Source organism: Herbaspirillum sp. WGmk3, from assembly GCF_023952535.1.
Classification (GTDB): Bacteria; Pseudomonadota; Gammaproteobacteria; order Burkholderiales; family Burkholderiaceae_D; genus Herbaspirillum; species Herbaspirillum huttiense.
Map to the genome: position 1 here is coordinate 35,219 of NZ_JAKYWT010000001.1, position 22,927 is coordinate 58,145.

Annotated in this window: 19 protein-coding genes; 17 read left to right on the forward strand and 2 right to left on the reverse strand. The window is 64.7% G+C overall.

Going from position 1 to position 22,927, the window contains the following annotated elements; translation table 11 throughout:
- Window positions 1-68 precede the first annotated feature (68 nt).
- Window positions 69-986, forward strand: a complete 918-nt coding sequence (locus tag MKD49_RS00120; RefSeq protein WP_134135924.1) for a LysR family transcriptional regulator — start codon at window positions 69-71, stop codon at window positions 984-986.
- Between the two features lie 22 nt (window positions 987-1,008).
- Here MKD49_RS00120 and MKD49_RS00125 read toward each other — a convergent pair whose 3' ends face one another.
- Both MKD49_RS00125 and MKD49_RS00130 read right to left on the reverse strand, forming a co-directional pair.
- Window positions 1,009-1,749 carry an LrgB family protein gene (locus MKD49_RS00125; protein ID WP_034339613.1) on the reverse strand — a complete coding sequence of 247 codons (741 nt, stop codon included), beginning with the start codon at window positions 1,747-1,749 and terminating at the stop codon, window positions 1,009-1,011.
- Window positions 1,749-2,129, reverse strand: coding sequence for a CidA/LrgA family protein (locus MKD49_RS00130; protein ID WP_252695117.1), 381 nt, complete (start codon window positions 2,127-2,129; stop codon window positions 1,749-1,751). Before MKD49_RS00130 ends, MKD49_RS00125 begins: the two co-directional genes overlap by 1 nt.
- Before the next feature lie 204 nt (window positions 2,130-2,333).
- Here MKD49_RS00130 and MKD49_RS00135 point away from each other — a divergent pair, with 204 nt between their 5' ends.
- The 16 genes from MKD49_RS00135 (at window position 2,334) to MKD49_RS00215 (ending at window position 22,908) form a co-directional block, all read left to right on the forward strand.
- The gene (locus MKD49_RS00135; RefSeq protein ID WP_252695118.1) at window positions 2,334-2,636 is read left to right on the forward strand and encodes a type II toxin-antitoxin system Phd/YefM family antitoxin; all 303 of its coding nucleotides are present in this window, start codon (window positions 2,334-2,336) and stop codon (window positions 2,634-2,636) included.
- Between the two features lie 8 nt (window positions 2,637-2,644).
- On the forward strand, window positions 2,645-3,028 hold the full coding sequence (locus MKD49_RS00140) for a type II toxin-antitoxin system RelE/ParE family toxin (protein WP_252695119.1): 384 nt from the start codon (window positions 2,645-2,647) through the stop codon (window positions 3,026-3,028).
- A gap of 250 nt (window positions 3,029-3,278) precedes the next feature.
- A complete protein-coding gene (gene wecB, locus MKD49_RS00145; RefSeq protein ID WP_252695120.1) occupies window positions 3,279-4,439 on the forward strand; it encodes a non-hydrolyzing UDP-N-acetylglucosamine 2-epimerase in 1,161 nt (386 codons plus the stop codon).
- A gap of 503 nt (window positions 4,440-4,942) precedes the next feature.
- A complete protein-coding gene (locus MKD49_RS00150; RefSeq protein WP_252695121.1) occupies window positions 4,943-7,243 on the forward strand; it encodes a cellulose biosynthesis cyclic di-GMP-binding regulatory protein BcsB in 2,301 nt (766 codons plus the stop codon).
- Between the two features lie 9 nt (window positions 7,244-7,252).
- Window positions 7,253-9,421, forward strand: a complete 2,169-nt coding sequence (locus MKD49_RS00155; protein WP_252695122.1) for a glycosyl transferase family protein — start codon at window positions 7,253-7,255, stop codon at window positions 9,419-9,421.
- Window positions 9,422-9,454: 33 nt separating this feature from the next.
- Complete coding sequence (locus tag MKD49_RS26505) at window positions 9,455-12,034, forward strand: tetratricopeptide repeat protein (protein WP_305882110.1); 2,580 nt, start codon at window positions 9,455-9,457, stop codon at window positions 12,032-12,034.
- Window positions 12,035-12,059: 25 nt separating this feature from the next.
- Entirely contained in the window at window positions 12,060-12,932 is an 873-nt protein-coding gene (locus MKD49_RS00170; protein WP_252695123.1) for a hypothetical protein, read from the forward strand.
- Window positions 12,933-12,983: 51 nt separating this feature from the next.
- Window positions 12,984-14,033: a hypothetical protein gene (locus MKD49_RS00175; protein WP_252695124.1), complete on the forward strand. Its 1,050-nt coding sequence runs from the start codon at window positions 12,984-12,986 to the stop codon at window positions 14,031-14,033.
- 125 nt (window positions 14,034-14,158) lie between these two features.
- Window positions 14,159-14,713 carry a YbhB/YbcL family Raf kinase inhibitor-like protein gene (locus tag MKD49_RS00180; protein ID WP_121041800.1) on the forward strand — a complete coding sequence of 185 codons (555 nt, stop codon included), beginning with the start codon at window positions 14,159-14,161 and terminating at the stop codon, window positions 14,711-14,713.
- 7 nt (window positions 14,714-14,720) lie between these two features.
- Window positions 14,721-15,542 (forward strand): helix-turn-helix transcriptional regulator, encoded by an 822-nt coding sequence (locus MKD49_RS00185; protein ID WP_252695125.1) that lies wholly within the window; start codon window positions 14,721-14,723, stop codon window positions 15,540-15,542.
- Window positions 15,543-15,740: 198 nt separating this feature from the next.
- Window positions 15,741-16,121: a hypothetical protein gene (locus MKD49_RS00190; RefSeq protein WP_209566853.1), complete on the forward strand. Its 381-nt coding sequence runs from the start codon at window positions 15,741-15,743 to the stop codon at window positions 16,119-16,121.
- A gap of 295 nt (window positions 16,122-16,416) precedes the next feature.
- Window positions 16,417-16,908, forward strand: a complete 492-nt coding sequence (locus MKD49_RS00195; protein ID WP_039785458.1) for an MgtC/SapB family protein — start codon at window positions 16,417-16,419, stop codon at window positions 16,906-16,908.
- Between the two features lie 373 nt (window positions 16,909-17,281).
- Entirely contained in the window at window positions 17,282-18,589 is a 1,308-nt protein-coding gene (locus MKD49_RS00200; RefSeq protein ID WP_121041806.1) for an MFS transporter, read from the forward strand.
- A gap of 11 nt (window positions 18,590-18,600) precedes the next feature.
- Entirely contained in the window at window positions 18,601-21,174 is a 2,574-nt protein-coding gene (nirB, locus tag MKD49_RS00205; RefSeq protein WP_252695126.1) for a nitrite reductase large subunit NirB, read from the forward strand.
- A gap of 146 nt (window positions 21,175-21,320) precedes the next feature.
- Window positions 21,321-21,683 carry a nitrite reductase small subunit NirD gene (gene nirD, locus MKD49_RS00210; protein WP_034337836.1) on the forward strand — a complete coding sequence of 121 codons (363 nt, stop codon included), beginning with the start codon at window positions 21,321-21,323 and terminating at the stop codon, window positions 21,681-21,683.
- Window position 21,684: 1 nt separating this feature from the next.
- The gene (locus MKD49_RS00215) at window positions 21,685-22,908 is read left to right on the forward strand and encodes an NAD(P)/FAD-dependent oxidoreductase (RefSeq protein ID WP_051156323.1); all 1,224 of its coding nucleotides are present in this window, start codon (window positions 21,685-21,687) and stop codon (window positions 22,906-22,908) included.
- Window positions 22,909-22,927 lie beyond the last annotated feature (19 nt).

Consider the following 22,927-nt stretch of genomic DNA (forward strand, 5'->3'; position numbering starts at 1 on the left):
TAGCATGGGCAGGCGCACGCTGCTGTGGCAATCTGACCGGTATTTTTCTTGCGGATCGGAAAGCAGCCATGGACAAGTTGCAAGCGATGGAAACCTTTGTCGCCGTGGTAGAGAGCGGCAGCTTCGTAGCCGCCGTGGAGGTGACCGGCCAGTCCAAACCGGCGGTCTCGCGGCAGGTTTCGGAGCTGGAACAGTTCCTCGGCATCCGCCTGCTCCACCGCACCACGCGGCGGCTCTCGCTGACCGATGAGGGCCGCGTCTACTTCACGCGTTGCAAGGAATTGCTGGAATCCATCCAGGATGTGGAGAGCGAAGTCGGGCTCAATTCCGACCAAGCCTGCGGACGGCTGCGCATCGGCGCTCCGCAGGATTTCGGCGTGGAGCAACTGGCTCCGCTATGGGGCAAGTTCACCGAGCAAAATCCGCTGATCACGCTCAACATCACCTTGTCTGACCGCACCATCGACCTGCTTGAGGAAGGTTTCGACATGGCCATCCGCATCAGCACCCTCGGTGACAGCCGCATGGTGGCGCGGCCGCTGGCACCGGTGCGCATGATTGCCTGCGCCTCGCCGGCCTTCCTGCAGCGGCACGGTACGCCGGTGAGTCCGGCGGAACTGCGCGACTATCCCTTCATCTCCTACAGCTACCGCAACGGCGGCGATGAGTGGCATTTCAAGCATGAGCACGGCGACACCTGCACGGTGCGCGTGCGCTCCACCGTCTACGTCAACAATGGCGCTACCTGCCGTGCCATGGCCATGGCCGGCCAGGGCATCGCGATCCAGCCGGACTTCATCGTCAACGCGGCAATCCAGTCCGGTGAACTGGTGGAATTGTTTGAAGGCTGGAGCACCGGCGAGCAGCTGGTGGTGCATACGCTCTACCCGACCCGCACGCATCTGCCGCCCAAGGTGCAGCGCATGCGTGATTTTCTGGTGGAGCAGTTCAAGGTACCGCCATGGTGCCCGAAGCAAGTAACTTAAATTTAAATTATTTAGTTCATTCTCAATTTCCGGTCCAGCGCAGGAACAGCGGCATGAGCACCGGCACCAGCACGGCGGTGAAGACGCCATTGAGTCCCATGCCCAATCCGGCAAAGGCCCCCATCTCTGCACTGACCTGCAAAGCGCGCGCGGTACCGATGCCATGCGAGGCCACGCCCAGCGCGAAGCCGCGCACCGGATGGCTGTCGATCCGCAGGAAGTTGAGCACGTAGCGCGCCAGGACCGCGCCCAGGATGCCGGTGCAGATCACCAGCACGGCGGTCAGCGACGGCAGGCCGCCGAAGCGTTCCGAGATGGCCATGGCAATCGGCGTGGTGGCCGACTTGGGTGCCATCGAAATGACGATGTCGCGCGAGGCCCCCATGGCGTAGGCGATCCCGACCGCCGAGACCACGGCCGTCACGGAACCGGCGGCCAGTCCCAGCATCAGCGGCAGCACTGCGCGGCGGAAATTGTGCCACTGCTTGTAGAGCGGCATGGCCAGCGCAACCGTGGCCGGTCCAAGCATGAAATGCACGAATTGGGCGCCTTCGAAATACGTCTTGTAGGGCGTATGCGTGATGCCCAGGATACTGACCACGATGACGATGGCGATCAGCACGGGATTGGCCAGCGGATGGTAACCCAGGCGCCGGTAGATCCACAGTGCCACGAGATAGGCCACCAGCGTGGTCGTCAGCCCCAGCAGCGGCGAGGCCGCCAGGTAGACCCAGACATCGGTCAGACGGGCCAGGCCGTGCATCAGTGCGGCTCCTCATCGTGATCCGGCTGGCGTGCCGCAGAGAAGCGCTTCATCGCCGCATTGGTCACCAGCGCGCCGACGCCGATGGCCAGCACCGTGCTCACCACCAGCGCCACCGCGATGGCCGGCAGATCGCCTTTGAGCTGGCCGGCAGCGGCAATCACGCCGACACCGGCCGGCACGAACAGCAGCGACAGGTGCTGCAGGATGCCCCATGAGGTCGGCTCCATCATCTGCGCCAGGCGTGAGGAAGAGAGAAAGGCGATCAGCAACAGCAGCATGCCGATCACCGGACCGGGAATGGGCAGGCCCAGCAATTGCGCGGTGCCTTCGCCCAGGCATTGGAAGACCAGGAGGATGGCGAGGGGAGTGAGGTTCATGGGCGGCCAATGGTGATGAAAGTGGCAGACAATCAAAAAATGCGAGGAAAGCGGATTGATTTCACGATTTCGCTGCCAGACCAGGCAATTTGCGCGAGCATGCGCCTCTTCCACCCAAGGAGTGACATCATGCGCACACAAGCAACCAGCAAGGCAGGCCTCTATAATGTACAGGAATCTGTACATCATTTTAGGAGGTCCGAGATGGCCTTTTCTTCCACTGACGTGATTACGCTGACGCAAGCCCGGGCCCAACTTTCCGAACTGGCGGATCAGGTCAAGGCGGGCACAGAGAAAATCATTACCAAGAACGGCGTCAGCTACGTCGCCTTGATCGATGCAGAGCGACTGGATTACTACCATCGGTTGGAGCGGGAGCGCCTGCACCTGCTGACCATTGAAGATGCCCGCGCCGGGCTGGCCGATGTCGCGGCCGGTCATGTGGACGATGCCCGCACCGCGCTCAACGGCCTCAAACGCCGCCGCACTACCAAGACCACGCGCTGAGGTGCAAGGTGGCCGTCCCGCATCGGGTCGAGGTCACGACGTATTTCCTTCGCGGGCTGGCGCAGATCGAGGATTTCCTCGACGCCAATGAGGCAACCGATGCCTATGACCAGCTGCTGGATGAACTGATCGCGACCGTCATCCCCAATCTGGAAAGTTTTCCGCAGCTCGGCCCCTTGATTCAAGGTGGCGCCGGGCAATCAACCGAAGTCCACAGCGCCCTGCGCCTCCTCGAACGGCAATTGGGCAGACTGGCCCGCCACACGGAGGTACGAGAGTACGTAATGAAGGATTACCTGGTGCTCTATGCCCGCTCCAGGGGTGTCGTTCACTTGCTCTCGATACGCCACCAGCGGCAGCGCCGTAACTATCTCGCCGCGCCCTCACCCTAAGTCCTGCGCCCGGACCAGCCAAGCTTGCCCGGGCGCAATGACGATAACGCGTATGCTCCGTCCAAGTCTCGCCCTGTCGCCAGAACCAAATCTTCGCGGGTCTTGTCCCATATCCCGGGCTGTCTCTGCTTATCGGATGGCCCCACCACTCCGCGCACCACGCTGATGCCAACAATCAACAAGAACAGCCCAACGCCGGTCACGACCACGATTGAAACAGGCGCGCTCACGCAGCCTTTACTGGAGCATCATGGACCACGCCACGCCCAGCCGCCCTCTCCGGGTACTGTCGATTTTCGGTACCCGCCCCGAAGCCATCAAGATGGCACCGCTGGTCAAGGCCCTCGATGCCGAGCGCGCCATCGACTCCATCGTCTGCGCCACCGGCCAGCACAAGCAGATGCTGGCGCAGGTACTGGAGCTGTTCGCCATCAAGGCCGATCACAAGCTCGATGTGATGGTGCCGGACCAGACGCTCAACGGTCTCTCCGCGCGCCTCTTCGCCGGCATCGACCAGCTGCTGGAGCAGACCCGGCCCGACCGCGTGCTGGTCCACGGCGATACCACCACCGCCATGGTCGCGGCCATGGCGGCCTTTCACCGGCGCATCCCGGTCGGCCACGTGGAGGCCGGCCTGCGCACCCATGACATGCATCAGCCCTGGCCAGAAGAGATGAACCGGCGCACCATCGATGTGGTCAGCGACCTGATGTTCGCCCCCACCGCGCAGTCGCGCCGCAACCTCGAAGCAGAAAACCTGCAGGGAAAAATCGTGGTCACCGGCAACACCGTCATCGATGCCCTGCAGATGACGGTGGCCCGCATCGATGCCGATGCCGGGCTTCGCGCCCAGCTCGATGCCGCCCTGCCAACGCTGCTGCCTGAACGCCGCCTGCTGCTGGTCACCGGCCACCGGCGCGAGAACTTCGGTACCGGATTCCTGCAGATCTGCCGCGCACTGGCCCAGCTGGCGCAACGCGATGACCTGCAGATCGTCTACCCGGTGCACCTCAATCCCAACGTGCGCGGCCCCGTCATGCAGGAGCTGTCCGGCCTGCCGCACCTGCATCTGATCGAGCCGCTGGACTATCTTCAATTCGTGCGGCTGATGCAGCGCGCCCACGTGATCCTCACCGATTCCGGCGGCGTCCAGGAAGAAGCGCCCGCATTGGGCAAGCCGGTACTGGTCATGCGCGACGTCACCGAACGCCCCGAGGCCGTGGCCGCAGGCACCGTGCAACTGGTCGGCACCGATACCGGCCGCATCGTCGATACCGTGGCCACCCTGCTGAGCGAAGACCGGCTCTGGCGCAGCTTCGCACGCAAACAAAATCCCTATGGCGACGGACAGGCCTGTGCCCGCATCGCCGATGCCATTCTCGGACGCAACTTCCAGCCCTTCTCCGCCTGACTCATCCATTCGCAAGCCACGGGCGGCGAGACGTTGCGGTTTGTTTCGTCGTCCCGTTTACTTAGTTTTTTATGGAAAGTTTTCCCGGCCAGAACCTGGTGAAATCAAACAATATAAAAAATTTTTTACGTCCCTTGATGTAGGGAATTCTCACAAAAATCCTTGTCAGTGTTGCGTTACCCCGCCTTTTCTCCTCAGGCGAAATCAGCCAGCAGCTCCCCTTTTTCCATGCGCCCCTCCGGGCGATGCCAGACGGAAATCGCCCTGAATACTTAGTTTTTCTGGCCCGCCATTTCAAGCAAAAAATCACGAAAAAATGGACACAAGGAAAGTGTCCGCGTGCTGCAAGGTGTAAAGAGTGATATCGAACATGCAACCAAATTGACCTCCCTCCGCTCCTACCGCACGCAACCGAGCCACGCAACCGAACAACAAACAATTCAACGAAACGCCACAAGGTCCGGACTACGCGGACCGATGGTCCCTCTTGCGACAGGAATCTGATGATTGCACGCCACCACCCCCAGCCAGCGGCTGCGCGCCGCCTGCGCTTGTCCGCGGGAACGCCGATGTTCATGACGCTCGCCGTCGCCATGCTTGCCGCGGGCTTTTCGCCGGTCCTGCTGGCCGCCCCCGCAGGCAACAACGCCGCCGCTGACGCTTTCCGCACCTTGACTGACGATACCTGGATCGAGCGCCGCGAGACCCTGGCCTCACTGGGCATCACCTCGCCGCTGGTGCTGGCGTCCAATGACAGCAGCCGCGAACTCTATCTGCCGGTGCCGTCCAATGTGCCGCTGGCGGATGCCAATCTGAAACTGGACGCAAAGTATCTGCGCGCCGACGGCGGCCGCACCACCATGGTCGTGGCCATCGATACCTATCCGGTCGCGGCGCGTGCCATGACGGCCGATCAGGGCGATGCCAGCCTGGCGCTGGGCATCGACGGCGCGCCTCGCGCCAATGGATTCGTGCGCATGGGCGTGAACTGGACCACCATGCTCTCCGGCCTGTCGCAATGCGCCGACCCGCGTACGCCCGGCAACGTGCTGCAGGTGAATCCCGATTCCTCCTTCAGCTACCGCTACGACAGCCGCGCCATCGGCGACCTGCGCACCGCCTGGGGGGCGCTGCCGGCCCTGACCTCCATCATGGTGGCGGGACGCCAGCTGGATGCACAGAGCTACGACAGCGCCTGGCGCATTGGTGTGGCGCTGGAACGCGCGGGCAAGCACAGTACGGTGACGGTGTTGCCGCGCGTGGGCGACGTGATCGACCTGAACCGCCTCAACGTACCCGATGGGCTGCGCGGCATTGCCGCGTTTGCCGCGCTCAAGGGCAGCGGCCAACATGCCCTGAAGGATCCCGCCGAAGTCGGCGCCCTGCTGGCCCTGGGCCGCAACCAGGTGCAGGCCGACATCGTGGTGGCCGATGCAGCGCTGCTCTCCGGTATCGACAGCGCCATGAACGCCCTGCAGCAGCAGGTGCAGGCCAGCGCGCCCGAAGCGATGCCGGCCTTCAGCGCCTGGCGCGCCCGCGTGCAGCCGCAGTCCGCCAGCCTGCAGGCAGGTGAACTGCGGCTGTCGTCAGCCTTCGGCCATCCGGTGATCCTGGCGGGTGCGCAGTCCGGCCCCGCCTTTGCGCAGATGTTCGACCGCTACTGGCGCAACATCAGCGGTGCCGCCTCGCTGGTGGCGCGCACGGCGCACAAGCCGGTGACGGGTGAAGACTTCATTCTCCTGAAAAATCTGGGCGGCGCGCCGGGCAGCATCGATGTGCTCAGCCGCGCCGACTGGAGTGCGTCCTTCGATATCGCCGAAGTCGCCAGCGACGGCCGCCTGCCGTCCGAACTGGTACTGGATGTCTCGGCCGCGCCGGGTGCCACGCGCACGCCGCCGGTAGCCTCGGTGTTCCTCAACGATGTGCTGCTGGGAGCGCGCAGCCTGCAGGCCGATGGCCAGCGCGAGCGCATCATCGCGCGCATCCCGCCGGGTGCGCTGGCTGCACAGAACCAGTTGCGCGTGTCCTTCGTGCGCCAGCCCTCCAGCGACAACTGCCGTGAAACGCCCCAGGCCTTCCCGGTAGCGGTGCTGGGATCCAGCCACCTGAAACTGGACAAGGCCCAGGACGAAGCCAACTTCACCGGCATGGTCCGCCGCTTCGCCGCCGGTGCGCAGTTGCTGGTGCCGCACAGCTATCTGGACGATGTGCCGGCCAGCCTGCAGCGCGTCATCATGGTGGCCTCCAGCGCCGGCCTGCCCGCCGACCGCACCCGCATGACCGTGGTGGACGACGGCAAGGAGGCCGCTCCTTCGGGCAGCTTCCTGGCATTTGACCTGCCCTTCAAGGATGCCCAGGGCATCGTGCAGGTCAAGGGCAATACGCTGGTGATGAATGACAGCAGCGCCAAGCCCATGCTCGACGTCACCGGCTTTGACCGCCTCGGCATCCTGGAGGTCGCCAAGACCAACGGCCAGCAAGGCGTGGTCTGGCACAGCGTCGGCAAGGAACGGCCGCTGGTGGCCAAACCGTTTGCGCTGTCGTCCGGCAATGTGGCAGCCGTCTCCTCGACCGGACTGCTGGCGGAGATCGACACCAATGACGCCAGTGGCCGCGATGCGGTGCAGGACGCCCCCTCGCTGACCATTCCGGACATCCTGTGGTGGGTGGTGCCGCTGACCATCATCGGCCTGTTCATTCTCCTGCTGATCCTGGCCAGCCGCACACGCCGCCGTCGCATGGCCGAGCAGGAAGCCCAGCGCAAGCAAGCCCAGGCGACGCCACGCGACGCCGGCCAGGACTGAGGACGGCGCATGTTCACCACAGCCAATGCCACGGCCCAGCTCAACTTCCTGTTCGCCAACTACTACGCGGCGCTGGAAATTGCAGCGGCCGTGGTGGCCCTGCTGATCCTGCTGTCGGCGCTGGACGACCTGTTCTTCGACCTCTGGTACTGGTCACGCCGCCTGTGGCGCAGGTTCACCATCGAGCGCGTACGCACGCCATTGACGGTGGAACAGTTGCGGCAGCGCGATGAGCAGCCCATCGCCATCATGGTGCCGGCCTGGATGGAAGCGGACGTCATCGCGCAGATGATCGAGGACATGGTGGCCGTGCTGGACTATCGGCGTTACCACATCTTCGTCGGCACCTACGTCAACGACCGCGAGACCATCGACGAAGTGGAGCGCATGCGGGTGCGCTACAAGCAGCTGCACCGGGTGGAAGTGCCGCATGCCGGTCCGACCTGCAAGGCCGATTGCCTGAACTGGGTGGTCAAGACCATCTTTGCCAGCGAAGCCGGACTGGGCTTGCAGTTCGCCGGTGTGGTCCTGCACGACAGCGAAGACGTGCTGCACCCGATGGAACTGAAATTCTTCAACTACCTGCTGCCGCGCAAGGACATGATCCAGCTGCCAGTCGCCTCGCTGGAGCGCGAATGGTTTGAACTGGTGGCCGGTACCTACATGGACGAATTCGCCGAAAGCCATGCCAAGGACATGATGGTGCGCGAAAGCGTGGCCGGACTGGTACCCTCGGCGGGGGTCGGCACCTGCTTCTCGCGCAAGGCGCTGCACGGACTGATGCAGGCCTCCGATGGCGAGCCCTTCAACGTGTCCAGCCTGACCGAGGATTACGAGGTCGGCACCAAACTCTCGCAGATGGGCATGCAGACCATCTTTGCGCGCTTCCCCGTGAAGTTCAAGGTACGCCGCAAACCCTGGTTCTTCGGCAAGCGCGAGCAGGTGGCCGAGAGCACGCTGGAAATGCCGCTGGCGGTGCGCGAATATTTCCCCGACACCTTCACCCAGGCCTATCGCCAGAAGGCGCGCTGGGTCATCGGCATCGGCCTGCAGAGCTGGGAGCAGATGGAGTGGCGCGGCTCGCTGGCGGCACGCTATCTGCTGCTGCATGACCGCAAGGGCGTCGTCACGGCCTTCGTCAGCATGCTGGGTTATGTACTGGCCTTGCAGTTCATCCTGTTTTCGGCGGCCACCACTTTCCAGTGGTGGGACGTGTTCTACCCTCCCCTGCTGGCCGGTGACGGCTGGTGGCGCACCGTGCTCACGCTCAATGCTTTGGCGATGCTCAATCGTGCCTTGCACCGTTTCTATTTCACCACCGAGCTGTACGGCTGGCGTCACGGCCTGATGGCCCTGCCGCGCATGGTGGTGGCCAACTTCGTCAACTTCATGGCCGTGGCGCGCGCTTGGCGGCTGTTCCTGCTGTACCTGTTCGCGGGCCGCGCACTGGCCTGGGACAAGACCATGCACGACTTCCCCACGGATGGCATCGCCAGCCGCGTGCGCCTGCGTCTGGGTGACCTGCTGCGGACCTGGCAGGCAGTCGACGAGGCCACGCTGTCGATGGCGCTGGAGGAACAGCGCCGCACGCAATTGCCGCTGGGGACCGTCATGGTCAGCCATGGCTGGCTGGATGAAGAAACCCTGGCCGAAGCACTGGCCTATCAAGAAGGCCTGCCGCGCGTGAGCCTCACGCGGGAACGCGTGCAGCGCCATGCGGGCGAACTGCCGGTGGAAATCTGCGCCCGCCTGCGCACGCTCTACCTCGGCCCCGGCAAGGAAGGCCGGCCCGACCAGGGCATGGCGCGGGTGGCCGTGGCCAGTGCGCTGACCGATGCCGCGCGGGCCGAGCTGGAAGCGGTCCTGGGCCGCGCGCCCTTCGCCATGGTGGCGCGCGAGTCCGAGATCGCTGCCGGCTTGCGCCTGCTGCGCGGGCAGGACAATGCCTTCGACCCGGCCCGCACCGAAGCCCGCGTCCCGCTGCTGGGCGACCTGCTGATCGCCAGCGGCCTGCTGTCGCGCCCGGTCTTCGATGCCGCCATGCAGCGCTATCGTCCCGACCTGCATGGCCGTATCGGCGACTACCTGGTCAATGAAGCCGTGATCTCACGCGAGGCCATCGAAGAGGCGGTACGACGCCAGCGCGACTGGCTGGCACAAGGCGGCCAGCCTGCCTGAGCCCCGCCCTCATCACCACAACAAGAAGACACGATGAAGAACAAGACCTTGTCCCTGCTGCTCCTGCTGCTGGTCAGCGGTGCTGCTGCCACCACCGGCACGGCGCTGGCACAAACGGCCGTGGTGGAACTGCCGCTGTCCGGCCCGGCCTATCGCCTGGCGCAGCAGGCCTATGCCTCGGCGGCGCGCGGTGCGTTCGGGCAGGCGCAGGCGCAACTGCAGGAAGCGATACGCCTGCGCCCGGATTCCATGGCATTGCGCCGTCAATTGCGCGAACTGCGCCAACAGCAGCACGCCGGAATTAGCGCCGGGCGTGGCACGGCGCGCGACCCCGGCTATGCGGCCGCAGCTGCCGCCTATCGCTCCTATGATGGCAAGCGCTACGAGCAGGCCGTCACGCTGGCACGCCAGGCTGTGGCCGCCGCCCCGCACAATACCGCCTACTGGCTGCTGCTGGGCAATGCGCTGATCGAGACCCATGACTACGACCGCGCCAGCGAAGTACTGGCCCAAGGCGCGGACAACGTCACGGACCAACGCCCGCTGCTGCGCCGCCAGCTGGAACTGCAACGCGAACGCGCCGCCATGGCTGCGGCCGAAGTCTTCCGGGCACAAAGCGGCAACCAAGCCGAGGCCGAGCTGGACGCTGCACGCCGGGCCGTGGCACTGGCACCGCAGGAGATGGAATATCGCCTGATGCTGGTGATTGCGCTGCTGCACAACGAGCAGATCGCGCAGGCCGAGCGCGCCGCCGACGAAGCCCACGCCATGGACGAACGCCAGCCCGGTCCGCTGCTGCTGCGCGCCTATGCCCGCGTGCGTCTGGGCCAGGCCGATGCCGCGCGCGCTGACTTCACACAGGCACGACAGTTGGCGAGCAGCGACAGCAGCCCCGCTGAACAACTGGATGCCCGGCTGCTGCAGGCCGATGCCGAACTGGCCATGCAACAACCGCAGGCGGCACTGGATGTGCTGAACGATCTTGATCCCGACACGCTCGCCCCCGCAATCGATGCACGCCAAGCTGCGCGCTTGCGCCTGACGCGCCAGCAGGCCACCCAGGCACTGGGACGCTATCGGCTGGCGGCGCTCGGTGCCGAACAGCCCAACCCGTCGGTATCGTCGCACCAGTACCCCGTGCCGGCACTGGATTGCAGCCGCGATGGTGCAGAAAACGTCAATCCCTGCCACGTGACGTTTGGCGCGCAAGCGCGCGATGCCGGCTTCGATGCCGCCACACGTGGCTACCAGGCGATGCAGCAGCAACAGTACGCACAGGCGGCGCAAGCAGCTAACGAGGCCGTAGCCCTGTCACCGCAGAATGCCGAATACCGCCTGCTGCTGATCGATGCCTTGCAGGCTGGTGGACAGGATCAGCAAGCCGAGCAGGCCATCAGCGCCACCCTGCAGGCACAGGGTGCAGACGGCCCCTTGCTGGCAAGGCGCGCAGCCTTGCGTGCGCAACTGGGCGATGCGACGGCTGCCCGCGCCGACGATGAGGCGGCTTTGGCGCAAGGTGGCTTGCCGGTCGAGACCGAGATCGCGCTGCTGGCCCGCACCGGTCATCCACGCGAAGCCCGTGAACGCTTCCTCGCCGCACGCGACGGCGGCGCGCTGGATGGACTGGATGATCTGCAACTGGCCTACCTGGCCGCCCAAGCCGGGGATGCCGGCGCTGCGCGGGACGCTTTCGGTCGCGCCGATGCAGGCGGCACCCTGCCCGCCCGCGCACTTTCCGATGCGGGGTATGCCGCCATCGATGCCGGTGACGATGACGCCGCGCTGGGCTGGTTCAAGCGCAGCGTCGACCGTGCCGACGATGGCAGCCTGCAGCAGACGCCGCAGCAGCGCTTCGATACCCGTCGCAGCATCTCCACCATCGATCGCAGCGGCGGCTTCATCGCCTCGCTCACGCACAACGGCGGCGGCCCCAGCGCCGGCAATGGCGGACGTCCCGGTGCCTCCGCCACCGACAGCACCCTGCAGGCCGGAGCAGAAGCCTACTGGCGACCCTTCGGCTATCAGGGCGGCCGTCCGGTCGAACTGTTCGCACGCGTATTCCAGACCCTGCAGGACCAGTCCGGCGGTGCGACTGGCACGCAGACTGCGCAAGCCACCGTAGGCGCGCGCTGGAAACCGCTGGCCAGCCAGAACCTGGTGCTGTCGCTGGGACGGCTGATCCCGCTGGGAAGCCAGTCCGCCGCCGACTGGCTGGTGCAGCTGGCCTATTCCGATGGCATCGGTACCGACCTCCGAGTGGATCGCCCTGACTGGTGGACCACGCAATGGTATGGCGAGGTCGGCCGCTACCTGCGCAATCCGCAGACCTATGGTCTGGCCTCGGTCCAGACCGGACGCAGTTTCCGGCTCGACAGCGTGAGCAATCAGCTGGTGCTGTTCCCGCATCTGAGCCTGAACGCCGACTTCAATTCGCTCAATACCCATCGCACCGCCATCGGCATGGGTCCGGGGGTGAACCTGCGTTATTGGTTCCGGGGCGATCGCTATCATGCACCGCGTTCCTATGTGGACCTGTCGCTGCAATATCGCTGGCGCATCGGCGGCGATGAACGGGCGCAGGGATTCTTCTTCAGTACCACGCTGTCCTACTGAGTCCTCGTGAACCGCAGGTCCTCCCATGAAGTACATGCCACCGGCACCCTTGCCCTCCCCGCTGCGCCGTAGCGCCCTGCTGGCCGCTGCCTCGGCGTGCCTGCTGGCCGCCTGCGCCGGCTGTGACCTGCGCGCGCAAGCGCAGGGCGAGATCGAGGGCATCGTCTGGCAGCCCGACAATGCCACCGTCGAACCACGCGGCCAGTGGCAAAAACTGGGAGCGCGAACGCTGCTGGTGCAATGGACCGCAGTCGATGGCCAGGCCTTTGTTGCAGGCAGTGATTTGCCGACCGTGCCACGCCTGCCCGACTGGCAGCGCATTGCGCGCGAACCATGGGCACAGGAGGTGATCCTCGGACTGGCCGGCCGCTTCGATGAAGCAGCCGCCCGCGCCGACCTGCCGCAGCTGATCGCGCAATCGGCCAGGCTGGCAAGATTGCCCACGCCGCTCAAGGTCAGCGGCTGGTACTTCCCGGTGGAGATCGATCCGACCTGGACCGAGGCTGCTCAACTGGGCCAGCTGCTCGGCCAGTTGCCGCGGCCGCTGTGGATCAGCGTCTACGACAGTGCCAATGTGGGGCCGGAAGCACTGGCCGCCGGCTTGCTGAGCTGGCTGCCGCCGGATGTCGGCGTGTTCTTCCAGGATGGCGTCGGCGTCTATGCCCGCGAGCCGCAGGTGGCGCTGCACTACGTGCAGGTGCTGTCGCAGCGGCTGGGGCCGGCACGGGTGCGGATCATCGCCGAGGCCTTTCGCCCGCAACCCGGAGGCGGATTTCGCAGTGCCACCGTGGAGGAGCTGACGCCGCAATTGCAGCACTATCGCGGGTATCGGGTCTGGCTCTTCGACGGACCGCATTACGTGAACGATGCGCTGGTAGAGGCGCTGCGTCCACGCTGAAACCGAGCGCGCCTCTCGTTACATCCCGTTACGTTTGTGAAGCATCTTCCCATGGTGCAGCCAGGCCGAGGCGGCCATCATCCCGCCCTGGCCTCATCAGGCGCGCGTTTCCGCCCGCGCCATTGCTCTTCCATGGACATCGTCTACCTGCACAGCCCCATCACCTATTCCATCGCCCGGCAGTTGCAGCGCGAGGGAGAAGTGCGCGCGCCGCTGGTGGTATGCGGTCGTGGCATGCAATGGGAGGGGCCCTACGTCAGCGTCATCGACGACGGCATCTGGGATCCGGCACGCACCGTGGCGTTTCTGGAGGGGATGGTGGCGGCCCTGCCTGCCACCTTTACGCCCTTGCGCATCTTCGTGCCACACACCGGCTTCCTGCTGGGCAAGCTGCTCAAGCTGGCGGCAGCGGTGCAGACCGTGTGCTACCTGGAAGAAGGCAACACCTCCTGCAATCCCCTGCTGGCCGCACCGGCGCAAAATGCCGCCGTCGATGCCACCGCACTGCTGCACATGCTGCAAGCCAAACCCATGCTGATGCAGCGCCTGGGCCTCACACCGCAAGCCGTCCTGCAGGTCAATGCGATGCCCGCCATCTGGTTCGATGCGCAGAGCCCGAAATATGGCGGCGCCTACCGGGTCTCGCCGCAAGCCTTTGCGGGCCTGCCGCAGGTGCGCACGATCAGCCTCGAACCTCAGGGCGGACTGCGCGAGACGGAGCGCCACTGGCTGTGCTTCCTGCCCAACATCATCAACATGGTGGCGCGCTGCGGCCAGCACAGCGAAGAGGCCCAGCGCAACCTGCATGGCCTGATGAGTTCGCTGCGCACCATGCAGGCGCTGGTGGCCAGCCAGCATGCGCGGCTGGTCATGAAATTCCACCCGGTCGACGAGGCCAATCTCAATCCGCAGTTCAAGCAGCAGTTCTACAGCTTCGGCCTCAGCTACGCCAGCTTCGCGGCCCAGCAAGCCATCGACGCGCAGCTGGAACCGGCGCTGTTCGATTTCACCCGCTTCATAGTGATCAATGAATCGGCGGCCAGCCGCTATGTCGAACTGTTCCAGGGACTGGACTTCCTGATTTCGCTGAACCTGTTCTGACAACGCGGCACGCAGCACTCTGGGCGCGTTGACGCTTTCTGCACCGAGGCTGACGTTTTCTGCACCATGTCGCCGCTGCCGGCCCTCTACCATGGACGCTCCTCAACCTTGACCGGAGCGCATTCATGTCCTTTTTCCGCCTTTCCGTGGCCACGCTGGCCCTGACGTTTTCTGCACTGTCGGCCCATGCTGCCGATTTCACCGTGACCAGCCGCGACATCCAGGATGGCAAGGCGCTGTCGAACGCGGAAGTCTTCAACGGCTTCGGCTGCAGCGGCCTGAACCGCTCGCCGCAGCTGTCCTGGTCCAACGCCCCGGCCGGCACCAAGAGCTTCGCCGTGACCGTGTATGACCCGGATGCCCCGACCGGCAGCGGCTGGTGGCACTGGACCGTGTTCAACCTGCCGGCCTCCACCACCAGCCTGCCGGCCGGCATCGATGCCCAGGGCCGCGGCCTGCCCGCTGGTGCCATCCAGGGCCGTACCGATTTCGGCAGCAGCGGCTACGGTGGTGCCTGCCCGCCAGCGGGTGACAAGCCGCACCGCTATCAATTCGTCATTTGGGCACTGAACACCGAAAAATTGCCACTGGATGCGCAAGCCAGCGGTGCTATGCTCGGCTTCTTCCTCAACGGCGCGGCCCTCGGCCAGGCCCGCTTGACCGCCACCTACGGACGCTGATTCCCGCATGCAAAGTGACATCGCCATCCTGCCCTTCGCCCATGGCACCCGCCCCACGCTGACACGCATCCGCGCCCGGCACGAACAGCAGTTGCGCCAGGTCTTCATCGGCCTGGCCAGCATCTGCCACGTGCGCCAGGGCAAGAAGCGCATGCAATGGGGCCATCGCCATCTGCTGTGCGGGCAGGATGTGCTGGTGCTCATCGCCGCCGGTACCCAGGTCAATGTCGCCAACCTGCCCAAGGGCGGCGAATATGCGGCCGACATGGTGTCCCTGCCGCCGGCACTGATCGAGCGCTTTCGCCTGCACTATCCCGGCCAGGGCGTACAGGCGCGCGATGCCAGCGCGGTCAGCAGCGTGGCGCAGGATGCCGACATCCTGCGCGCCTGGCGCCATCTGCAGGACTGCATCCGCGAAGAAGCCGCCAACGAACTGCAATGCCAGGCAGCCGAAGGCCTGCTGCTGGCCCTGAGCCTGCGCGGCGCCATCGGCGGCCTGCTGCGCGAGCGCGGTGACGCCATCAGTCACCACATCGAACAGCACCTGCTGATGCTGGCCCCGGAAGAACGCAGCCTGGAACGCGTGGCCGAGGCTTTTCACTGCAGCGTGTCGACCCTGCGGCGGCGGCTGGCGCGCGAGCAGACCGGCTTCCGCGAATTGCTGGACAAGGTGCAGCTGGGACTGGCGCTGGACCAGTTGCAGGCCTCGTCCTTGCCCATCGCCGACATTGCCTCGGCCTGCGGCTATGACTCGCCCTCGCGCTTTGCGATGCGCTTTCGGCAGCATTACGGGATCAGCCCCAGCGAGTTGCGGCAGACCCTGCCCTGAGGTCAAAGCCTCCTGAACCTTACCTCCAAACGGCGCGTTGACCTGCGTGGCTCAACAACAAGCGCCGTCATCCCGGTACGAAAGCACCGACACGCGATTGAAACAGCGTCCGACTGCCCGCATTCGGCGCAGGACCTAGTATGGCTCCAACGGCTCGCGATGGCGGGACGCCCCCCACAACAACCTTAGGAGATCTCCATGTCCAAACCGACCCTGAAATTCCTCGGCACTGCCCTGGTAGTGGCTGCCTTCAGCACCGGCGCCTTCGCACAGAATGCCGGCGGTGCCAGCGGTGGTGCAGCCGGTTCCGGCGCAGCTGGCTCGGGCGCAGCAGGTGCCACCGGCGCACAGACCACGCCCAACAACAGCGCCACTGAGTCGGGCGGCTCCTCTTCCGGCAAGAGCATGCGCAGCCACAACAAGTCGGACAAGTCGATGGACAAGTCGATGAAGAGCGGCAGCCAGAATTCCCGCTCGGGCAACAACGCCAATACCACTGACTCGAAGAACGGCCCGCTGGGCACCTCGCCGGGCGGCAATGGCGGCGGCACCGGTGGCGCTGGCGGCTCGGGCTCCTGATCGCTTGCGCAGTAATGCGCAGATGACTCGGATACTCTGATGACCTTTTTCAGCTTTTGTTGTCTCCGTAGTTCATGTTGTTTCGTTGTGTAGTTGTTTCTGTTGTCTCCGTAGTTTCCTGTTGTTTGATGCTTGAGCGCAGCATGGCGAAGTCTTCATGCCTCCCGCCATGCATGATTTGCCCCGTCGAAGCTGACGGGGCTTTTTTATGGCTGCAGCCAGCAGTCGTTCGACGGTGAAAACGCGCGTGGCGGGAGGGTACAATGTCGCCTTCGCTCACTGCCCGCGCCTGTCCATGACCGATCATCTGGAAATTTTTTACCGGCTTCTGTTCGCCATGCTCATCGGCTGCGTCATCGGCATCGACCGCAACCTGCGCGGCAAGCCGACCGGCATGAAGACCCTGGGCCTGGTGGCGCTGGGATCGGCATTGGTCACGATGGCCGCCATGGACTTCTCGCTGGAGTCCGATGTGCATAGCCGCGATGCGGTCAGCCGTGCCATCCAGGGTGTCATCACCGGCATCGGTTTCCTTGGCGCGGGCGTGATCATCCATGAACAGCGCAGCGAGAAGGTACGCGGCCTGACCACGGCGGCATCGATCTGGGTGACCGCTGCCGTGGGCATCGTCTGCGGTGCCGGCTGGTGGCGCGTGGCGCTGATGGCGACGGGTCTGATCCTGACCTTGTTCGTCGTAGGCCGTCCGCTGGAACACTTCCTGCACCGCCGATGGCTGCGCAAGACCGACGACGAACGCGCCGACATCAGCGCGCGCGAAGAAGACTGATGCCGTTGGGCAAGAGGGGGAAACGCAGGCCCCCAGTCACCCCTCATGCACTGCAACGATGCACTGCACCACGAACGCGCAGACTGCACTCGAATACATCATGCAATGATATATATCGGTGATCGGGCCCCGCGCCACTATCGCGCTTCATTTCCGCCTTCCTCTCCGCAAAACCGCGCCCGTGCTGCCTCCGTGCCAAATCCCTGCGGCTGGCACGGCCTTTGCTCAATGTCCATCAGGATCAAGGACGATCCACCACTTTGATGCCGATCTAACGATGGATCTGCAATGCATACGGACAATGGCGTCCGCTTGAAACGAGGCAAGGCCTCGGATTCGAGCGGGCGCCTTTTTGTTTTTACGGGACCCCGACATGAGCAAATCCAATCGTATCGCGCTGTTCTCCCTGGGCACGCCCCAGATGCGCGCCTTCCACCTGACCTGGATGGCCTTCTTCGTCTGCTTCTTCGCCTGGTTCGCCTGCGCGCCGCTGATGCCGGTCATCAAGGGGGAATTCCACCTCACCCCCGGCCAGATCGCCAACATCAACATCGCCGCCGTGGCCGTGACCATCCTGGTGCGCCTCATCATCGGCCCCATGTGCGACCGCTTCGGACCGCGCAAGGCCTATACCGGGCTGCTGCTGGCCGGTGCCGTGCCGGTCATCGGCGTGGCCTTCGCGCAGAGCTACGAGAGCTTCCTGTTCTTCCGTCTGCTCATCGGCGCCGTCGGTGCCAGCTTCGTCATCACCCAGTACCACACCTCGGTCATGTTCGCCCCCAACGTGGTCGGCACGGCCAATGCGGCCACGGCCGGCTGGGGCAATGCGGGCGGCGGCGTGGCGCAGGGCGTGATGCCCCTGCTGATGGCCGCCATGCTGATGCTGGGCGTCTCGCAAGGCTGGGGCTGGCGTGCGGCGCTGCTGGTGCCGGGCGTGCTGATGCTGGTGATGGCCGCGCTCTACTGGCGCTTTACCCAGGACTGCCCGGAAGGCAACTATGACGAACTGCGCGCCGCCGGCGTGACCATCGAAAGCGGCAAGCGCGGCGGCTGGGCCAGCTTCCGTGCAGCGGCCGCCAACTATCGCGTTTGGATGCTCTTCATCACCTACGGTGCCTGCTTCGGCGTGGAAATCTTCATCCACAACATCGCCGCCATCTACTACGTGGACCACTTCCAGCTCTCGCTGGAGTCGGCCGGTATCGCTGCTGCCAGCTTCGGCCTGCTGGCGCTGTTTGCCCGCGCCCTGGGCGGCTACATCTCGGACAAGGTGGCCCTGCGTGGCGGCCTGAACCGCCGCGCCACCCTGCTCTTCGTGATGATGCTGGGCGAAGGCCTGGGCCTGCTGTGGTTCGCCCATGCCGGCAGCGTGGTGGCCGCCGTCATCGCCATGCTGTGCTTCGGCCTGTTCACCCACATGGCCTGCGGCGCGACCTATGCGCTGGTGCCCTTCATCGACCGCAAGGCACTCGGCGGCGTGGCCGGCATCATCGGTGCCGGTGGCAACGTCGGTGCAGTGGCCGCGGGCTTCCTGATGAAGGGCCTGGGCAATACCCAGCAGACGCTGTCGATGCTGGGCGTGCTGGTGACCATTTCGGCACTGTGCGCAGTGGCCATCCGTTTCACCGCGTCGGACAAGAGCGGCGATGCCGCCCTGGCCGACAGCAAAGTTGCAGCCTGAGGAGAGCACCCATGAACATCATCGTCATCGGCCACGGCATGGTCGGCCACAAATTCCTGGAATGCCTGGCCGAGAGCGGCGCAGGCGACCTCAAGGTCACCATCCTCTGTGAAGAACCGCGCCCGGCCTACGACCGCGTGCACCTCTCCGAATTCTTTGCAGGCAAGAGCGCGGAAGATCTGTCGCTGGTGGCACCCGGTTTCTTCGACGCCGGCCGCAGCCCGGTGCAGTTCGATCTCAAACTGAACGCCAAGGCGCGGCACATCGACCTGGAACGCAAGCAGGTGGTGGTCAACGTGGCCGGCGCAGAAGAGACCTTGTCCTATGACAAACTGGTGCTGGCCACCGGCTCCTATCCCTTCGTGCCGACGGTCGCAGGCAACCAGCGCAAGGATTGCTTCGTCTATCGCACCATCGAAGACCTGGAAGCGATGCTGGAATGCGGCAGCCGTTCGACCAGTGGTGTGGTCATCGGCGGCGGCCTGCTGGGTCTGGAATGCGCCAAGGCCCTGCGTGACCTGAAACTAGAAACCCACGTGGTCGAATTTGCTCCGCGCCTGATGGCGGTACAGGTCGATGAAAGCGGTGGCCGCATCCTGCGCCAGAAAATCGAGGAACTGGGCGTGACCGCCCATACGCAAAAGAACACGGTCGAGATCGTCGATGGCAAGCAGCACACCCATCGCATGAATTTCGAAGATGGCTCGCACCTGGAAACCGACATGATCGTGTTCTCCGCCGGCATCCGCCCGCGTGACGAACTGGCGCGCCAGGCTGGCTTGAAGGTGGGGGACCGCGGCGGCATCGTCATCGACAACAGCTGCCTGACATCGGACGCGGCCGTCTACGCCATCGGCGAATGCGCGCTGTGGAACGGCAAGATCTTTGGTCTGGTCGCCCCCGGCTACGACATGGCCCGCACTGCGGCCAAGCACCTGCTCTCGCACCGCGATGACGCCATCGAAGTGCCGGCCTTCAACGGTGCCGACATGAGCACCAAGTTGAAGCTCATGGGCGTGGACGTGGCGAGCATCGGCGATGCGCACGGCAAGGAAGCCGGCAGCCGCTCCTACCAGTTCACCGACGAACGCAAGCAGATCTACAAGAAGATCGTGGTCTCCGAATCGGGCAAGCACCTGCTGGGCGCGGTGATGGTGGGCGATGCTGCCGAATACGGCACGCTGCTGCAGATGATGCTCAACAAGATCGAGCTGCCGGAGTCGCCGGAATTCCTGATCCTGCCGCAATCCGACGGCAAGGCCAAACCCGGCCTGGGCGTGGATGCCCTGCCGGAATCGGCACAGATCTGCTCCTGCAACAATGTCTCCAAGGGCCAGCTGTGTGCAGCGGTCGCCTCGGGTGTCACGACGATTGGCGACCTGAAGGCTTGCACCAAGGCCGGCACCGCCTGCGGCGGCTGCGTGCCGCTGGTCACGCAGGTGATGAAGGCAGAGATGAAAAAGCAGGGCTTGGCCGTCAACAACCATGTCTGCGAACACTTCCCCTACTCTCGCCAGGAAATCCACCACTTGGTGCGCGTGGGCCAGATCAAGAGTTTCGATGAACTGCTGGCCAAGAATGGCAAGGGTCTGGGCTGCGATGTCTGCAAGCCGATGGTGGCCAATGTGCTGGCCTCGCTGTGGAACGACTTCGTGCTCAAGAAGGAACACGCCGGCCTGCAGGATTCCAACGACTATTTCCTCGGCAACATCCAGAAGGATGGCACCTACTCGGTAGTGCCGCGCATGGCCGGTGGCGAAGTCACACCCGATGGCCTGATCGCGGTCGGCCAGATCGCCAAGAAATACGGCCTCTACACCAAGATCACCGGCGGCCAGCGCGTGGACCTGTTCGGTGCCCGCGTGGACCAGTTGCCGGACATCTGGGAAGAACTGATCGCCGCCGGTTTCGAGACCGGCCACGCCTACGGCAAGTCGCTGCGCACCGTCAAATCCTGCGTCGGCTCGACCTGGTGCCGTTACGGCGTGGGCGACAGCGTGGGCTTCGCCGTGCGCCTGGAAAACCGCTACAAGGGCCTGCGTTCGCCGCACAAGATCAAGTTCGGCGTCTCCGGCTGCACCCGTGAATGCGCCGAGGCGCAGGGCAAGGACGTGGGCATCATCGCCACCGACAAGGGCTGGAACCTGTACGTCTGCGGCAATGGCGGCATGAAGCCGCGCCATGCCGAACTGATCGCCTCCGACCTGGATGAAGAAACCCTGACCCGCTACGTCGACCGCTTCCTGATGTTCTACGTGCGCACGGCAGACCGCCTGCAACGCACCAGCACCTGGCGCGAGAATCTGGAAGGCGGACTGGACTACCTCAAGAGCGTGGTCATCGATGACAAGCTGGGCATCGCCGCCGAGCTGGAAACCGAGATGCAGCGCGTGGTCGACACCTACCAGTGCGAATGGAAGAAGGCCGTCACCGATCCGGAAACGCGCAAGCGCTTCCGTCACTTCGTCAACAGCAAGGCGGCTGACGGCAACATCAAGTTCGTCGAAGAACGCGGGCAGATCCGTCCGGCCACGGTGGCCGAGAAGAAGCTGCTCGATATTCCGGTCGTCGTCGAGACCGTGTGATATCCGGCCGTAGTCGCGCCTTCGATACGTCGCTGCGCGACTACTCAGTCCGAACGGGCGTCAATGGACAAAGAACCGTTCGTCCTGAGTAGCGGCAACGCCGCGTATCGAAGGCGCACCCGCCGTACAACCATCAGGAGCACCGCATGCACAGCGACCAACAAATCAAGCACTGGACCCCCGTCTGCGAACTGGCCGAGATCGTCCCCAACACGGGCGTGGCCGCGCTGATCGGCGACCAGCAGGTAGCCATCTTCCACGTGATCGACCGCAGCCAGGGCGAGCCGCAGCCGCGCGTCTTCGCCATCGGCAATTACGATCCCAACGCCCAGGCCGCCGTGCTCTCGCGCGGCCTGGTGGGCAACCTGGGCGAACGCATCGTGGTGGCCTCGCCGATCTACAAGCATCACTTTGATCTCACCACCGGGCAATGCCTGGAAGAACCTGCCAATTCGGTCCCCGCCTGGCCGGCGCGCATCGACGAAGGCAAAGTCTGGATCGGTGGCTGAGATGACGACCGCCAAGCCCTCGCTGGTGGTGGTCGGCAATGGCATGGCCGGCATGCGCACGGTGGAGGAGTTGTTGAAGCTCGCACCGGATCTCTACGACATCACCGTCTTCGGTGCCGAGCCGCATGGCAACTACAACCGCATCATGCTCTCGCCGGTACTGGCCGGTGACAAGAGCATCGATGACATCATGCTCAACCCGCGCGCATGGTATGACGAACACGGCATCACCCTGCATGCGGGCGACCCGGTGGTGCAGATCGACCGCCGCCAGCGTACCGTCCACGCGCAATCCGGCCTCGCGGTGAAATACGACCGCCTGCTGCTGGCCACCGGCTCCACACCCTTCATCATCCCGGTACCGGGCCATCAACTGCCGGGCGTGATCGCCTTCCGCGACATCCAGGACGTGGACACCATGCTGCAAGCCGCACGCACGCATCGCCATGCGGTAGTGATCGGCGGCGGCCTGCTCGGGCTGGAGGCGGCCAATGGATTGATGCGCCAGGGCATGGACGTGACGGTGGTGCATGTGACGGATGCGCTGATGAACCAGCAGCTCGACAAGCCCGCCGCCGCCCTGCTCAAGAAAGCGCTGGAAGACAAGGGCCTGCGCTTCCTCCTCAACGCCCATACGGACGAGATCGTCGGCCCGGATCGCGTGACCGCCGTGCGCTTCAAGGATGGCAGCAGCATTCCGGCCGACCTGGTGGTGATGACGGCGGGCGTGCGCCCCAACATTGCGCTGGCCAAGTCGGCAGGCCTGCACTGCGAGCGCGCCATCATCGTCGACGACACCCTGCAGACCTACGACCCGCGCATCTATGCGGTGGGCGAATGCGTGCAGCACCGCAAGGCCACCTTCGGACTGGTGGCCCCGATCTGGGATCAGGCGCGCGTGTGCGGTGCGCACCTGGCCGGTGCCGGTCATCGCCGCTATGTGCAGCAGGCCACGGCGACCAAGCTCAAGGTCACCGGCGTGGACCTGTATTCGGCAGGCGATTTCATCGGCGGCGAAGATACAGAAGACCTGGTGGTACGCGACCCGCGACGCGGCATCTACAAGCGTCTGGTATTGCGCGGCTCGCGCCTCATCGGTGCGGTGCTGTATGGTGATGTCAAAGATGGACCGTGGTACTTCGACCTGATCCAGAGTGGACGCGACATCAGCGCCTTCCGGCGCGAACTGCCGTTTGGACAGGCAATGTGCCAGCATGCCGCCTAGCCATCATGGCGACCACGGC

Coding starts and splice junctions, on each gene's coding strand:
- MKD49_RS00125 (WP_034339613.1), bottom strand. CDS start 1,749: ATGCACGGCCTGGCCCGTCTGACCGATGTCTGGGTCTACCTGGCGGCC.
- MKD49_RS00215 (WP_051156323.1), top strand. CDS start 21,685: ATGACGACCGCCAAGCCCTCGCTGGTGGTGGTCGGCAATGGCATGGCC.
- MKD49_RS00170 (WP_252695123.1), top strand. CDS start 12,060: ATGAAGTACATGCCACCGGCACCCTTGCCCTCCCCGCTGCGCCGTAGC.
- nirD (WP_034337836.1), top strand. CDS start 21,321: ATGCACAGCGACCAACAAATCAAGCACTGGACCCCCGTCTGCGAACTG.
- MKD49_RS00195 (WP_039785458.1), top strand. CDS start 16,417: ATGACCGATCATCTGGAAATTTTTTACCGGCTTCTGTTCGCCATGCTC.
- MKD49_RS00120 (WP_134135924.1), top strand. CDS start 69: ATGGACAAGTTGCAAGCGATGGAAACCTTTGTCGCCGTGGTAGAGAGC.
- MKD49_RS00155 (WP_252695122.1), top strand. CDS start 7,253: ATGTTCACCACAGCCAATGCCACGGCCCAGCTCAACTTCCTGTTCGCC.
- MKD49_RS00180 (WP_121041800.1), top strand. CDS start 14,159: ATGTCCTTTTTCCGCCTTTCCGTGGCCACGCTGGCCCTGACGTTTTCT.
- MKD49_RS00135 (WP_252695118.1), top strand. CDS start 2,334: ATGGCCTTTTCTTCCACTGACGTGATTACGCTGACGCAAGCCCGGGCC.
- MKD49_RS00150 (WP_252695121.1), top strand. CDS start 4,943: ATGATTGCACGCCACCACCCCCAGCCAGCGGCTGCGCGCCGCCTGCGC.
- MKD49_RS00200 (WP_121041806.1), top strand. CDS start 17,282: ATGAGCAAATCCAATCGTATCGCGCTGTTCTCCCTGGGCACGCCCCAG.
- MKD49_RS00175 (WP_252695124.1), top strand. CDS start 12,984: ATGGTGCAGCCAGGCCGAGGCGGCCATCATCCCGCCCTGGCCTCATCA.
- nirB (WP_252695126.1), top strand. CDS start 18,601: ATGAACATCATCGTCATCGGCCACGGCATGGTCGGCCACAAATTCCTG.
- MKD49_RS00130 (WP_252695117.1), bottom strand. CDS start 2,129: ATGAACCTCACTCCCCTCGCCATCCTCCTGGTCTTCCAATGCCTGGGC.
- MKD49_RS26505 (WP_305882110.1), top strand. CDS start 9,455: ATGAAGAACAAGACCTTGTCCCTGCTGCTCCTGCTGCTGGTCAGCGGT.
- MKD49_RS00190 (WP_209566853.1), top strand. CDS start 15,741: ATGTCCAAACCGACCCTGAAATTCCTCGGCACTGCCCTGGTAGTGGCT.
- MKD49_RS00185 (WP_252695125.1), top strand. CDS start 14,721: ATGCAAAGTGACATCGCCATCCTGCCCTTCGCCCATGGCACCCGCCCC.
- wecB (WP_252695120.1), top strand. CDS start 3,279: ATGGACCACGCCACGCCCAGCCGCCCTCTCCGGGTACTGTCGATTTTC.